Consider the following 14,037-nt stretch of genomic DNA (forward strand, 5'->3'; position numbering starts at 1 on the left):
CTAGGTAGTTAGTAGCGCTTGGGTAGGGATGTTGCGCCCGCGTTTCCCGCGTGTCAAGAGGCCCTGCCAAAGGATCTTCAGCCGGCGATGCGCTCCGCCGTCAGGTAGGCGATCACCATGTCGCCCAGCATGTTCCGGTAGTGCTCGCGCTGTGCGGGGTCGATGAGGTCGCGGCCGAACAGGGCGCCGAAGGTGTGCCGGTTGGCGACCCGGAAGAAACAGAAGGAGCTGATCATCGCGTGCAGGTCGACGGCGTCCACGTCGGCCGTGAACAGGCCGGACTTCTGGCCCGACTCCAGGATCCGGCGGATCACGTCCAGGGCGGGCGAGCCGATCTTGCCGAGCTTCTCGGAGGCGGCGATGTGCTCGGCCTCGTGGATGTTCTCGATGCTGACCAGACGGATGAAGTCGGGGTGCTGCTCGTGGTGGTCGAAGGTGACCTCGGCGAGCTTGCGGATGGCCGCGACCGGGTCCAGATGCTCGACGTCCAGCTCCTGCTCGGCCTCCCGGATCACGCCGTACGCCCGCTCCAGGACGGCCGTGAACAGCTGCTCCTTGCCGCCGAAGTAGTAGTAGATCATCCGCTTCGTGGTGCTGGTGCGGGCGGCGATGTCGTCGACCCGCGCCCCCGCGAAGCCGACCCGGGCGAACTCGTGGGTCGCCACGTCGAGGATCTCGGCCTTGGTGCGCGCGGCGTCACGGATGCGCCCGTTGGGTCGTGCCGGTTCTTCGACGCTGGTCATCGGGTTCCTTCGGGTGTGCGGCCAGTGCCGCGATTCTAGAAGCCCACTCGCCCCGCGGAACGGGTCAGGGCTTCCCAAGTGCGGTTTCCGGGTGCTATGACTAACTCACTAGTTCGTACATTAGTGAGCCGCTCAGGAGGTCCGCCGTGGCCAAGGACTCGTATCTCGTCGGACTGATCGGCGCGGGCATCGGCCCCTCGCTCAGCCCGGCCCTGCACGAGCGGGAGGCCGACCGCCAGGGTCTGCGCTATCTGTACCGGCTCATCGACATCGACGTCCTCGGCGTCGGTCCGGAGGCGGTCGGCGATCTGCTGCGGTCCGCCCGGGACACGGGCTTCGACGGGCTCAACATCACCCACCCCTGCAAGCAGCTCGTCATCGAGCACCTCGACGCGCTCTCCCCGCAGGCCGAGGCGCTCGGCGCGGTCAACACCGTCGTCTTCGAGGACGGCCGGGCCATCGGCCACAACACCGACGTGACCGGCTTCGCCGCCTCCTTCGCCCGTGGTCTGCCCGACGTACCGCTGGAGAAGGTCGTGCAGCTGGGCGCGGGCGGCGCGGGAGCGGCCGTCGCGCACGCCACGCTCACCCTCGGCGCGGAGCGGGTCACGGTCGTGGACGCGCTGGCCGACCGGGCCGCCGACCTCGCCGCCTCCCTGAACCGCCACTTCGGCGACGGCCGGGCCGCCCACGCGACCCCGGACCGGCTCCCGGACCTGCTCGCGAGCGCCGACGGAATCGTTCATGCCACCCCCACCGGCATGGCCGCCCACCCCGGCCTCCCCTTCGCCGCCGAACTCCTGCACCCCGGCCTGTGGGTCGCCGAGGTCGTCTACCGCCCCCTCGAGACGGAACTCCTGCGCACCGCCCGCGCGATGGGCTGCGCCACTCTGGACGGGGGCGGAATGGCCGTGTTCCAGGCCGTGGACGCCTTCCGCCTCTTCACCGGGCTGGAGCCCGACAGTGCTCGCATGCTGGCCGACATCGCGGAGATGGCCGGAGCCGTCGAGAGCTCGGCGGGCTAGGCCGTATCCATGCTGCGGGCCGCCGACGGCTGGTCGCGCCCCGCGGCGGAGCCGCACATGTACACAGCCCCGCGCCCCCGACGGGGCACCGTCGGACCGCAGGTCGAAGGAGCTTGCCCCATGCGTACGTCCATCGCCACCGTCTCCCTCAGCGGATCCCTCACCGAGAAGCTCACGGCCGCCGCCCGGGCCGGCTTCGACGGCGTGGAGATCTTCGAGAACGACCTCCTCGCCAGCCCCCTCACCCCCGAGGAGATCCGCACCCGCTGCGCCGACCTCGGTCTCGGCATCGACCTCTATCAGCCGATGCGGGACATGGAGGCGGTCCCCGAGGAGCAGTTCGCCGGCAATCTGCGCCGGGCCCGGCACAAGTTCGAGCTGATGGGCCGGCTCGGCACCGACACGGTCCTCGTCTGCTCCAGCGTCCACCCCCTCGCCGTGGACGACGACGCCCTCGCCGCCGAACAGCTGGGCCGACTGGCCGACCTGGCCCAGGAGTTCGGGATCAAGGTCGCCTACGAGGCACTGGCCTGGGGCCGGCACGTGAGCACGTACGACCACGCCTGGCAGATCGTCCGCGCCGCCGACCATCCCGCGCTCGGCACCTGCCTGGACAGCTTCCACATCCTCTCCCGGGAGTCTGAACCCAAGAGCCTCGAAGCCATCGCGGACATCCCCGGCGAGAAGATCTTCTTCCTCCAGCTCGCCGATGCCCCGCTGCTGGCGATGGACGTCCTCCAGTGGAGCCGCCACTACCGCTGCTTCCCCGGGCAGGGTGGATTCGATGTGGCGGATCTTGTACGCCGTGTATTGCATACCGGCTACGACGGTCCGCTCTCTCTCGAAGTCTTCAACGACGTCTACCGCCAGGCCGACGCCGGTCGGACGGCCGTGGACGCGCACCGCTCGCTCCTGCTCCTCCAGGAGACGGTCGGCGTGACGACCCCGCCCGCGGCCGTCGTCCCCACCGGCGTCGCCTTCGCCGAACTGGTCACCCCCGACGCCGAGCCGGTCTCCGCGGTGCTCGGCGCACTGGGCTTCGCCCGCACCGCGCGCCACCGCACCAAGCCGGTGGACCTGTGGCAGCAGGGCGAGGCCCGGCTGCTCCTGAACACCGGCCCGGCCGGCCGCCGCGACGGCACGGGCCTCGCCGCGATCGGCCTGGAGTCACCGGACCCGGCGGGCGCGGCCCGCCGCGCGGAGGCCCTGCTGGCCCCGGTGCTGCCGCGGCGCCGCGCCGTCGAGGACGCCCCGCTGGACGTCGTCGCGGCGCCCGACGGCACGGAACTCTTCTTCTGCGCGACCGGCCGTCCCGAACTGCCCAACTGGCGGGCCGACTTCGAGGACGTCGCGCACGAAGCGGGGGCGACGGGCGTGCGGCGCATCGACCATCTGGCCCTCGTCCAGCCCTGGCACCAGTTCGACGAGGCGGCACTGTTCCACCGCAGTGTGCTCGGGCTGCACGCACAGGAGAGCGTGGACGTCGCCGACCCGTACGGGCTGATGCGCAGCCGGGTGGTGACGAACCCGGACGGCAGCGTCCGGATCGCGCTGAGCGTCGGCGCGGCACCCACGGACGACACGGTGCACGCCCAGCACATCGCGTTCGCCACGGACGACGTGGTCACGGCGGTACGTCGCTTCCGGGACGCGGGCGGCCGCGTCCTGCCGATCCCCGCGAACTACTACGACGACCTCGCCGCCCGCTTCGAGTTCGCCGACGGTGAGCTGGAGACGTACCGCGAGCTCGGCATCCTCTACGACCGGGACGCGTACGGCGAGTTCCGTCACTGCTACACCCACACGGTCGGCCGGGTCTTCTTCGAACTCGTCCAGCGCGACGGCTACCGCGGCTACGGCGCCCAGAACGCCCCCGTGCGACTGGCCGCCCAGCACGGCGTCACTGGCGGCTGACCGCCCGGGTCACACCGGTCACCACCGTCGTGGCCAGGATCCAGCCGGTGATCACGAGGGCGTAGGAGAGTGCCTGGTACCCGCCCTCCGGGGCGAACGCACCCTCCTGCCCGAACGAGATCACCGGCAGGAGCAGGTCCAGGGTGAAGAACACCGGGTCGAAGTCCGGGTGTTCGGAGGCCTTCAGCGGGGGCGGCTCGTGGAGGGCGTACACGAGGGAACCGACGGCGAGCAGGGAGACCAGCCAGGCGCAGGCGCGCAGGGGGCGGAAGCCGTAGCCGACGGTGACGTCCTGGAGGTAGCCCCAGAGACGCCCGTACCACGCGCGGGTGGCGCGCAGGCGGCGCTGTTTGGCGAGTTGGACCTGGCGGGCGGCGTAGTCGTCGCCGATGCGGAGGTAGGCGGCGGTCAGCTGTTCGTAGGCGTGGGGGACATAGCCGTCGGCGTCTCGATCGAGGACGGACAGGCGCTGCTCGGCTGTGACGTGCGGGGCGAGGGTGGTGTAGGTCAGGCCGTCGAGCCGGACTTCGGAGGGCAGGATCTGCGGTGCCGCGTGCAGGAGTTCGAGCTGTGCGCGCCGCAGGTTGACCGCGCCCTCGACGGGTTCGGCGTCCCGTAGCCACAGCTCGCCGATCACAGCGCTGCTCGCGCGCAGGGCGGTGCCTCGGGGGTTCGACAGTCGGGCGCGGGTGAGGTTGAGCTGGCCGGCGATGTGCACACCGCGCATTTCGACGCGGCCGAGCGCGGTGAGGTTCCGGGCGTGCACCGTGTTCGCGGAGAGTGCCTGGGCGTCGATCGCCGTGCCGCGGGGATTCTCCAGCCGGGCATCGTTGAAGTTGACCGACGCGGCGACGGAGGCGCTGTTGAACACCAGCCGGCCACGGACGCGTATCCCGGTCGCCACCAGATCCTCCCCGATAGAGGAGTGGTTGAGCCGCAGCGCGGGATCCTCGCTGTCGTCCGGCGCCCGGAACTCGGCCCGGTCCATGAACAGCGCCCCGGAGATCTGGGATCCGGCGAGGTTCACAGGCCCCCGGAACCGGCACTCTGTCAGCCTCAGCGCGCCGCCCTCCACTCGCACAGACGAGGCCGCGAGACCAGGCAGCTCGGAGCCACTGAGGTTGAGTTGCCGGAAACGGCAGCCATAGAGCTGTGGCATCTCCTCGAAGTGGCACCGGCTCAGTCGCACATACGTCTCGACCGTCCCATAGCGCACATCGAGTACGCCCGTGATGCGAGCCCCGGCCACCTTCAGCCCGGGTATCTCCCCTTCCGACTGAGGCCCGTTGAGCATGAGTGCCCGCAACACGGTGGCACGGACGGTCCCTTCGGGGGTGTCGCGCAGATCCACTGCCGTCCCCGTCGCAAACGCCTCCCACACCTGCCGCTCGGCCGGTGTCAGATCGTTGATCTCCACAGGGCGGGACTCTAGTCGCTCCCTCGACGACGACGGCCCGGGCCACCAGATGGCCCGGGCCGTCGGCAGGTCGCTACGGTCGGGTGTTCCACTCGGCGACGACCGCTCGACCGTGTTCCGTGGACAGCCGGCTGAGGGTGGCCGTCGCGAGCTGGAACAGGCGGCCGGCCGCCGCTTCCAGACCCAACCGACGAGCCGTCAGCACCCGCAGGAAGTGGGCGTGTGCCACGAGGACCACGTCCCCGTCCGGGAGCGCCGCGTCCACCCGGGCGAGCACCCGGTCGGCGCGTGCCCCGACCTCGGCGGGCGACTCGCCGGGGTGTCCCTCGGGCCCGGGCGGCACGCCGTCGGTCCACAGGTACCAGTCGGGCCGGGTCCGGTGGATGTCGACGGTGGTGACGCCTTCGTAGCCGCCGTAGTCCCACTCGTGGAGGTCGTCATAGGGCAACACCCCTGACAGTCCCGCGAGTTCCGCGGTGCGTATCGCGCGATCCAGCGGACTGCTGAGCGCGAGGGCGAAGGTCCGTCCGGAGAGGAGCGGAGAGAGGGACTTGGCCTGTTCCTCACCGTGTGCGGTGAGGGGCAGGTCCGTCCAGCTCGTGTGCTGGCCCGACAAGCTCCACTCCGTCTCCCCGTGGCGGACCAGCAGGAGATCCCCCACCGTGCGCCTACTTCGACTCGACGGCGTGGCCGCCGAACTGGTTGCGCAGCGCCGCGATCATCTTCATCTGCGGCGAGTCGTCCTGACGGGACGCGAACCGTGCGAACAGGGAGGCCGTGATCGCGGGCAGCGGTACGGCGTTGTCGATGGCCGCCTCGACGGTCCACCGGCCTTCGCCGGAGTCCTCCGCGTAGCCGCGCAGCTTGTCCAGGTGCTCGTCCTCGCCCAGGGCGTTCACGGCCAGGTCGAGCAGCCAGGAACGGATGACCGTGCCCTCCTGCCAGGAGCGGAAGACCTCGCGCACGTCCGTGACGGAGTCGACCTTCTCCAGGAGCTCCCAGCCCTCGGCGTAGGCCTGCATCATCGCGTACTCGATGCCGTTGTGGACCATCTTCGCGAAGTGCCCCGCGCCCACCTTGCCCGCGTGGACGAACCCGAAGTCGCCCTCGGGCTTGAGCGCGTCGAAGACCGGCTGCACCTTGGCGACGTGCTCGGCGTCGCCGCCGACCATGAGGGCGTAGCCGTTCGTCAGACCCCACACGCCACCCGAGACACCGGCGTCGACGAAGCCGATGCCCTTGGCCGCCAGCTCCTCGGCGTGCTTCTCGTCGTCCGTCCAGCGGGAGTTGCCGCCGTCGACGACCGTGTCGCCGGGGGAGAGGAGGTCGCCGAGCTCGTCGACGACGGACTGGGTCGGGGCGCCGGCCGGCACCATCACCCAGACCACGCGGGGGCCTTCGAGCTTCTCGACGAGTTCGGCGAGGCTCGCCACGTCGGAGACCTCGGGGTTGCGGTCGTAGCCGATGACGGTGTGACCTGCGCGGCGGACCCGCTCGCGCATGTTGCCGCCCATCTTGCCGAGGCCGATGAGGCCGAGCTGCATCGACGTCATGTCAGCGCACTTCCTTCAGTTCACGGTATGCGGCCACGAGGGCGGCGGTTGATGCGTCGAGGCCGGGTACCTCGGCGCCTTCGGTGAGGGCGGGCTCGACCCGCCTGGCGAGCACCTTGCCCAGCTCGACACCCCACTGGTCGAAGGAGTCGATGTTCCAGACGGCGCCCTGGACGAACACCTTGTGCTCGTACAGCGCGATCAGCTGACCGAGGACCGACGGGGTCAGTTCCTTCGCCAGGATCGTCGTGGTGGGGTGGTTGCCCTTGAACGTCTTGTGGGTGACCAGTTCCTCGGGGACACCCTCCGCGCGCACCTCGTCCGGCGTCTTGCCGAACGCCAGCGCCTGCCCCTGCGCGAACAGGTTGGCCATCAACAGGTCGTGCTGCGCCTTGAGTTCGTCGCTCAGCTCGGCCACGGGCCTGGCGAAGCCGATGAAGTCCGCCGGGATCAGCTTGGTGCCCTGGTGGATCAACTGGTAGTACGCGTGCTGCCCGTTGGTGCCGGGCGTGCCCCACACCACCGGCCCCGTCTGCCAGTCGACGGGCCGGCCGTCGCGCTGCACCGACTTGCCGTTGGACTCCATGTCGAGCTGCTGGAGATACGCAGTGAACTTCGACAGGTAGTGGCTGTACGGCAGTACCGCGTGCGACTGGGCGCCCAGGAAGTTGCCGTACCAGACGCCCAACAGGCCAAGGAGCAACGGGGCGTTGGCCTCGGCTGGGGCGCTGCGGAAGTGCTCGTCGACGATGCGGAAGCCGTCGAGCATCTCCCGGAAGCGGTCCGGGCCGATGGCGATCATCAGTGAGAGGCCGATCGCCGAGTCGTACGAGTAGCGGCCGCCGACCCAGTCCCAGAACTCGAACATGTTGTCCGGGTCGATACCGAACTCGGTGACCTTGCCGCCGTTCGTCGACAGCGCCACGAAGTGCCTGGCGACCGCCTTCTCTTCACCGCCGAGGCCGTTCAGCAGCCAGGAGCGGGCCGAGGTGGCGTTGGTGATCGTCTCGATCGTGGTGAACGTCTTCGACGCGACGATGAACAGCGTCTCCGCCGGGTCCAGGTCGTACACGGCCTCGTGGAGGTCGGAGCCGTCGACGTTGGAGACGAACCGGAGGGTGAGCGAGCGGTCCGTGAACGCGCGCAGCGCCTCGTACGCCATCGCCGGACCCAGGTCGGAGCCGCCGATGCCGATGTTGACGACATTGCGGATACGACGGCCCGTGTGGCCGGTCCACTCACCGGAGCGGACCCGGTTCGCGAAGCCGCCCATCTTGTCCAGCACGGCGTGCACCTGCGGCACGACGTTCTCGCCGTCGGCCTCGACGACCGCGTCGGCCGGGGCACGCAGCGCGGTGTGCAGGACGGCCCGGTCCTCGGTGAGGTTGATCTTCTCGCCGCGGAACATGGCGTCACGCAGGCCGAACACGCCGGTGGCGGTGGCCAGTTCCTGGAGCAGGGCCAGCGTCTCGTCCGTGATCAGGTGCTTGGAGTAGTCGATCCGCAGATCGCCGACGCGTACCACGTACCGCTCCGCGCGCCCCGGATCCGTCGCGAACAACTCCCGCAGCTGCGCGAGCCCCTCGGCGCGGTGGTCCTCCAGGGCGGTCCACTCGGGTCGCCGGGTGAGGTTCGGGGTGTCGGACATCAGCCGTTCTCCTTGGTGGCCTCGCCCCGCAGGGCGACGGCGTACATCTCGTCCGCGTCGAGGCGCCGCAGCTCCTCGGCGATGAGCTCGGAGGTGGTGCGGACCTTCAGCGCGAGGGTGCGCGAGGGCTGGCCGGGCAGCGACAGCGTGGCCAGCGGGCCCTCGGGGCGGTCGATGACGATCTCGCCGTTCGCGGTGCCCAGCCGGACGGCCGTGACGACCGGACCGTCGGTGACCACGCGGTCGACACCGACGCCGAGGCGGGCCTCCAGCCAGCGGGCCAGCAGCTCGGCGGCCGGGTTCTCCTCCTCGGCCTCCACGGCCGCCGAGGTGATCTTCGCGCGGGCCTGGTCGAGGGCGGCGGCCAGCATCGAGCGCCACGGCGTGAGCCGGGTCCAGGCGAGGTCGGTGTCGCCGGGCGCGTAGGAGCGGACCCGGGCCTTCAGCACGTCGAGGGGGTTCTCCACGGCGTACAGGTCGGTGATCCGGCGCTGCGCCAGGGCGCCCAGCGGGTCCTTCGCCGGGTTCTCCGGGGCCTCCACCGGCCACCACACCACGACCGGCGCGTCCGGCAGCAGCAGCGGCAGCACGACGGAGTCGGCGTGGTCGGAGACCTCGCCGTACGTCCGCAGCACGACCGTCTCACCGGTGCCCGCGTCGGCGCCCACCCTGACCTCGGCGTCCAGCTTGGACGACTGCCGGTCGCGCGGGGTGCGGGCGTGCCGCTTGATGACGACCAGGGTGCGCGAGGGGTGCTCGTGCGAGGCCTCCTCGGCCGCCTTGATCGAGTCGTAGGCGTTCTCCTCGTCCGTGACGATGACCATCGTCAGGACCATGCCCACGGCAGGGGTGCCGATGGCGCGCCGCCCCTGCACCAGCGCCTTGTTGATCTTGCTTGCCGTGGTGTCGGTCAGGTCGATCTTCATGGCCTGCGCCAGCTCCGTCCGTCTCGTGCGAGCATCTCGTCGGCTTCCTTCGGACCCCAGCTGCCCGACGCGTACTGCGCGGGCTTGCCGTGCCGTGCCCAGTACGCCTCGATCGGGTCGAGGATCTTCCAGGACTCTTCCACTTCCTGGTGACGGGGGAACAGATTGGCGTCGCCCAGGAGGACATCCAGGATGAGTCGCTCGTACGCCTCCGGGCTGGACTCGGTGAACGACTCGCCGTAGGCGAAGTCCATCGAGACGTCCCGGATCTCCATCGAGGTGCCCGGCACCTTGGAGCCGAACCGCACCGTCATGCCCTCGTCCGGCTGGACGCGGATGACGATGGCGTTCTGCCCGAGCTCCTCGGTGGCCGTGGAGTCGAAGGGGGAGTGCGGGGCGCGCTTGAAGACGACCGCGATCTCGGTGACCCGGCGGCCCAGGCGCTTGCCGGTGCGCAGATAGAACGGGATGCCCGCCCAGCGCCGGTTGTCGACCTCCAGCTTGATGGCCGCGTACGTGTCGGTCTTCGACTGCGGGTCGATGCCCTCCTCCTGGAGGTACCCGGGCACCTTCGCACCGCCCTGCCAGCCCTCCGCGTACTGCGCCAGCACGGTGTGCTCGCCGATCTTCTCCGGCAGCCGTACCGACTTCAGCACCTTGAGCTTCTCCGTGAGCAGCGACTCGGCGTCGAAGGCGATCGGCTCCTCCATGGCGGTGAGGGCCATGAGCTGGAGGAGGTGGTTCTGGATGACGTCACGGGCGGCGCCGATGCCGTCGTAGTAGCCGGCGCGGCCGCCGATGCCGATGTCCTCGGCCATCGTGATCTGTACGTGGTCCACGTACGACCGGTTCCAGATGGGCTCGTACATCTGGTTGGCGAAGCGGAGCGCCAGGATGTTCTGGACGGTCTCCTTGCCCAGGTAGTGGTCGATCCGGAACACCTGCTCCGGGTCGAACACGTCGTGCACCAGCGCGTTGAGATCCCGCGCGCTGGCCAGGTCGCTGCCGAACGGCTTCTCGATCACCGCGCGCCGCCAGGAGCCCTCCGGGGCCTTGGCAAGGCCGTGCTTCTTCAGCTGCCGGACGACCTTCGGGAAGAACTTCGGCGGTACGGAGAGATAGAAGGCGTAGTTGCCGCTGGTGCCCCGGGAGGCGTCCAACTCGTCGACTGCGGACCGCAGTTGCTTGAAGGCGGTGTCGTCGTCGAAGTCGCCGGGGATGAACCGCATGCCCTCGGCGAGCTGATGCCAGACCTCCTCGCGGAACTCCGTCCGCGCGTGCTCGCGCACCGAGTCGTGCACGACCTGCGCGAAGTCCTGGTCCTCCCAGTCCCGCCGGGCGAACCCGACGAGCGAGAAGCCCGGCGGCAGCATGCCGCGGTTGGCCAGGTCGTACACGGCCGGCATCAGCTTCTTGCGGGACAGGTCACCGGTGACACCGAAGATGACGAGCCCGGACGGACCGGCGATGCGGGGCAGCCGCCGGTCGCGGGCGTCGCGAAGGGGGTTCTCCCAGTCGAAGGCCTCGTGGGTCGCGACGGCCTCGATGATCTCGTCGGCAGGAGTCTCGCTCATTCCGCGTCCACCCCCTTGCTGTCCAGCGACTTGGTGACGGTGGCCAGCAGGTCGTTCCAGGCCACCTCGAACTTGGCGACGCCCTCGTCCTCCAGCTGCTGCACGACCTCGTCGTACGAGATCCCGAGAGCCTCCACGGCGGCCAGGTCGGCGCGTGCCTGGGCGTAGCCGCCGGTGACGGTGTCGCCGGTGATGTCGCCGTGGTCGGCGGTGGCGTTCAGCGTCGCCTCCGGCATCGTGTTGACGGTGCCGGGCGCGACCAGGTCGTCGACGTACAGGGTGTCCTTGTACGCCGGGTCCTTCACCCCGGTCGAGGCCCACAGCGGGCGCTGCTTGTTGGCCTTGGCGCCGGCGAGGGCGGTGAAGCGCTCACCGCCGAAGACCTCCTCGTACGCCTCGTAGGCGAGCCGTGCGTTGGCGAGCGCGGCCTTCCCCTTGAGGGCGAGGGCCTCGTCCGTGCCCAGCACGGTGAGCCGCTTGTCGATCTCGGAGTCGACGCGGGAGACGAAGAAGGAGGCGACGGAGTGGATGGTGGAGAGGTCGATGCCGTTCGCGGCGGCCTTCTCCAGACCGGCCAGGTAGGCGTCCATGACCTCGCGGTAGCGCTCCAGCGAGAAGATCAGCGTGACGTTGACGCTGATGCCGAGGCCGATGACCTCGGTGATCGCCGGGAGGCCGGCCTTCGTCGCCGGGATCTTGATCATGGCGTTGGGGCGGTCGACGAGCCAGGCGAGCTGCTTGGCCTCGGCGATGGTCGCCGGCGTGTTGTGGGCGAGGCGGGGGTCGACCTCGATGGAGACCCGGCCGTCGCGACCGTTCGACGCCGTGTATACAGAATTCAGGATATCGGCGGCGGACCGCACATCGGCCGTCGTCATCATCCGTACGGCCTCCTCGACCGTGACGCCGCGCAGCGCGAGGTCGGTCAGCTGCTCCTCGTACCCCTCACCGGAGCCGATGGCGGCCTGGAAGATGGACGGGTTGGTGGTGACGCCCACGACGTTCTTGTTCTCGACGAGTCCGGCGAGGTTCCCGGACTCGATCCGCCGCCGCGACAGGTCGTCCAGCCAGATGGAGACGCCCTCGTCGGACAGGCGCTTGAGTGCTCCCGCGGTCGCGGTTGCTTCGGTCACAGTGATCATCTTCTTTCTGGCGATCGGATCAACCGCGCGCGGCGGCCACGGATTCCTTGGCTGCTGCGGCGACGTTCTCGGCGGTGAAGCCGAACTCGGCGAAGAGGGTCTTGGCGTCGGCGGAGGCGCCGAAGTGCTCGAGGGAGACGATGCGTCCGGCGTCGCCGACGTACCGGTACCAGGTCAGTCCGATCCCGGCCTCGACCGCGACACGCGCCTTCACGGCCGGGGGCAGCACGCTCTCGCGGTACTCGCGGGGCTGCTCCTCGAACCACTCCACGGACGGCATCGACACCACGCGTGTGCCGAGCCCCTCGGCCTCCAGCAGCTCCCGGGCGGCCACGGCGAGCTGCACCTCGGAGCCGGTGGCGATCAGCACGACGTCCACGGCCTTGGACGAGGAGTCCTTCAGCACATACCCGCCCTTCGCCGCGTCGGGGTTCACGGGGAACGTCGGCACGCCCTGACGCGTGAGCGCGAGGCCGTGCGGGGCCGGGTTCGTGGCGTGCCTCTTCAGGATCTCGGCCCAGGCCACGGCCGTCTCGTTGGCGTCCGCCGGGCGGACGATGTTCAGGCCCGGGATGGCCCGCAGCGACGCGAGGTGCTCAACCGGCTGGTGGGTGGGGCCGTCCTCGCCGAGACCGATGGAGTCGTGCGTCCACACGTACGTGACGGGCAGCTGCATCAGCGCGGACATCCGGACGGCGTTGCGCATGTAGTCGGAGAACACCAGGAAGGTGCCGCCGTAGATCCGCGTGTTGCCGTGCAGCGCGATGCCGTTCATCTCGGCGGCCATCGAGAACTCGCGGATGCCGAAGTGGACCGTTCGGCCGTACGGGTTCGCCTCGGGCAGCGGGTTGCCCTCGGGGAGGAAGGAGGAGGTCTTGTCGATGGTGGTGTTGTTCGAGCCGGCCAGGTCGGCGGAGCCGCCCCACAGTTCGGGCAGGACCGCACCGAGGGACTGGAGGATCTTGCCGGAGGCGGCGCGGGTGGCGACGGCCTTGCCCTCTTCGAAGACCGGGATCGAGGACTCCCAGCCCTCGGGGAGCTGGCCGGCGACCACGCGGTCGAAGAGCTCGGCCCGCTCGGGCTGGGCGCCGCGCCACTCGTCGAGCTGCTTGTCCCAGGCCGCGTGCGCCTCGGCACCCCGGTCCAGGGCCCGGCGGCTGTGGGCGAGGACCTCGTCGCCGACCTCGAAGGCGCGCGACGGGTCGAAGCCGAGGACGCGCTTGGTCGCCGCGATCTCGTCGTCGCCGAGGGCGGAGCCGTGCGAGGCCTCGGTGTTCTGCGCGTTCGGGGCGGGCCAGGCGATGATCGTGCGCATCGCGATGATGGAGGGCCGCTCGGTCTCGCCCTGGGCGGCCTTGAGCGCCGCGTGGAGGGCGGGTACGTCGATGTCGCCGTCGGCGGCGGGCTCGATGCGCTGGGTGTGCCAGCCGTAGGCCTCGTACCGCTTCAGGACGTCCTCGGAGAAGGCGGTCGCGGTGTCGCCCTCGATGGAGATGTGGTTGTCGTCGTAGAGGAAGACCAGGTTGCCGAGCTTCTGGTGGCCCGCGAGGGAGGAGGCCTCGGCGGAGACGCCCTCCTCCAGGTCGCCGTCGGAGACGATCGCCCAGATGGTGTGGTCGAAGGGGGACTCGCCCTGCGGTGCCTCGGGGTCGAACAGGCCGCGCTCGTAGCGGGCGGCCATGGCCATGCCCACGGCGTTGGCGGCGCCCTGTCCGAGCGGTCCGGTGGTGGTCTCGACGCCGGCGGTGTGCCCGTACTCGGGGTGGCCGGGCGTCTTGGAACCCTGGGTCCGGAACGCCTTCAGGTCGTCGAGCTCGACCTCGTACCCGGCGAGGTAGAGCTGGGTGTAGAGGGTGAGCGAGGTGTGGCCGGGCGACAGGACGAACCGGTCACGGCCGGTCCACTCCGGGTCCGCCGGGTCGTGACGCATCACCTTCTGAAAGATCGTGTACGCGGCCGGGGCCAGGCTCATCGCGGTGCCCGGGTGTCCGTTCCCGACCTTCTGCACGGCGTCGGCCGCCAGCAGGCGGGCGGTGTCGACGGCACGCCGGTCGAGTTCGGTCCATTCGAAGCTGTCCGGTGTCTGCGTGCTCAT

Annotated in this window: 11 protein-coding genes; 2 read left to right on the forward strand and 9 right to left on the reverse strand. The window is 70.1% G+C overall.

Translation table 11 applies throughout. The features are described from left to right. Positions 1 to 77: 77 nt before the first annotated feature. Positions 78 to 743 carry a TetR/AcrR family transcriptional regulator gene (locus OHU89_RS40010; protein ID WP_267014393.1) on the reverse strand — a complete coding sequence of 222 codons (666 nt, stop codon included), beginning with the start codon at positions 741 to 743 and terminating at the stop codon, positions 78 to 80. Positions 744 to 889: 146 nt separating this feature from the next. Between OHU89_RS40010 and OHU89_RS40015 the strand changes: the two genes are divergently transcribed. Both OHU89_RS40015 and OHU89_RS40020 read left to right on the forward strand, forming a co-directional pair. Beyond that, complete coding sequence (locus tag OHU89_RS40015) at positions 890 to 1,768, forward strand: shikimate dehydrogenase (RefSeq protein ID WP_405649924.1); 879 nt, start codon at positions 890 to 892, stop codon at positions 1,766 to 1,768. Between the two features lie 120 nt (positions 1,769 to 1,888). Beyond that, positions 1,889 to 3,682, forward strand: coding sequence for a bifunctional sugar phosphate isomerase/epimerase/4-hydroxyphenylpyruvate dioxygenase family protein (locus OHU89_RS40020; protein WP_405649926.1), 1,794 nt, complete (start codon positions 1,889 to 1,891; stop codon positions 3,680 to 3,682). Here OHU89_RS40020 and OHU89_RS40025 read toward each other — a convergent pair. The 8 genes from OHU89_RS40025 to tkt form a co-directional block, all read right to left on the reverse strand. Beyond that, positions 3,669 to 5,099 carry a membrane-associated oxidoreductase gene (locus OHU89_RS40025; protein WP_405649928.1) on the reverse strand — a complete coding sequence of 477 codons (1,431 nt, stop codon included), beginning with the start codon at positions 5,097 to 5,099 and terminating at the stop codon, positions 3,669 to 3,671. The two genes, OHU89_RS40020 and OHU89_RS40025, sit on opposite strands and share 14 nt — an antisense overlap. A gap of 73 nt (positions 5,100 to 5,172) precedes the next feature. Continuing rightward, complete coding sequence (locus tag OHU89_RS40030; protein WP_405649930.1) at positions 5,173 to 5,760, reverse strand: histidine phosphatase family protein; 588 nt, start codon at positions 5,758 to 5,760, stop codon at positions 5,173 to 5,175. Between the two features lie 7 nt (positions 5,761 to 5,767). Then, positions 5,768 to 6,643, reverse strand: a complete 876-nt coding sequence (gene gnd / locus OHU89_RS40035) for a phosphogluconate dehydrogenase (NAD(+)-dependent, decarboxylating) (protein ID WP_267016426.1) — start codon at positions 6,641 to 6,643, stop codon at positions 5,768 to 5,770. A gap of 10 nt (positions 6,644 to 6,653) precedes the next feature. After that, positions 6,654 to 8,300 carry a glucose-6-phosphate isomerase gene (gene pgi, locus OHU89_RS40040; RefSeq protein WP_405649932.1) on the reverse strand — a complete coding sequence of 549 codons (1,647 nt, stop codon included), beginning with the start codon at positions 8,298 to 8,300 and terminating at the stop codon, positions 6,654 to 6,656. Further along, the gene (gene opcA, locus OHU89_RS40045; RefSeq protein WP_405649934.1) at positions 8,300 to 9,226 is read right to left on the reverse strand and encodes a glucose-6-phosphate dehydrogenase assembly protein OpcA; all 927 of its coding nucleotides are present in this window, start codon (positions 9,224 to 9,226) and stop codon (positions 8,300 to 8,302) included. The genes pgi and opcA overlap by 1 nt, the downstream gene beginning before the upstream one ends. Next, complete coding sequence (zwf, locus tag OHU89_RS40050; protein ID WP_405649936.1) at positions 9,223 to 10,800, reverse strand: glucose-6-phosphate dehydrogenase; 1,578 nt, start codon at positions 10,798 to 10,800, stop codon at positions 9,223 to 9,225. Before zwf ends, opcA begins: the two co-directional genes overlap by 4 nt. After that, positions 10,797 to 11,942, reverse strand: coding sequence for a transaldolase (tal, locus tag OHU89_RS40055; protein ID WP_405649938.1), 1,146 nt, complete (start codon positions 11,940 to 11,942; stop codon positions 10,797 to 10,799). The genes zwf and tal overlap by 4 nt, the downstream gene beginning before the upstream one ends. Before the next feature lie 19 nt (positions 11,943 to 11,961). Then, entirely contained in the window at positions 11,962 to 14,037 is a 2,076-nt protein-coding gene (gene tkt / locus OHU89_RS40060; protein WP_405649940.1) for a transketolase, read from the reverse strand.

The organism is Streptomyces sp. NBC_00019 (assembly GCF_045041015.1).
Classification (GTDB): domain Bacteria; phylum Actinomycetota; class Actinomycetes; order Streptomycetales; family Streptomycetaceae; genus Streptomyces.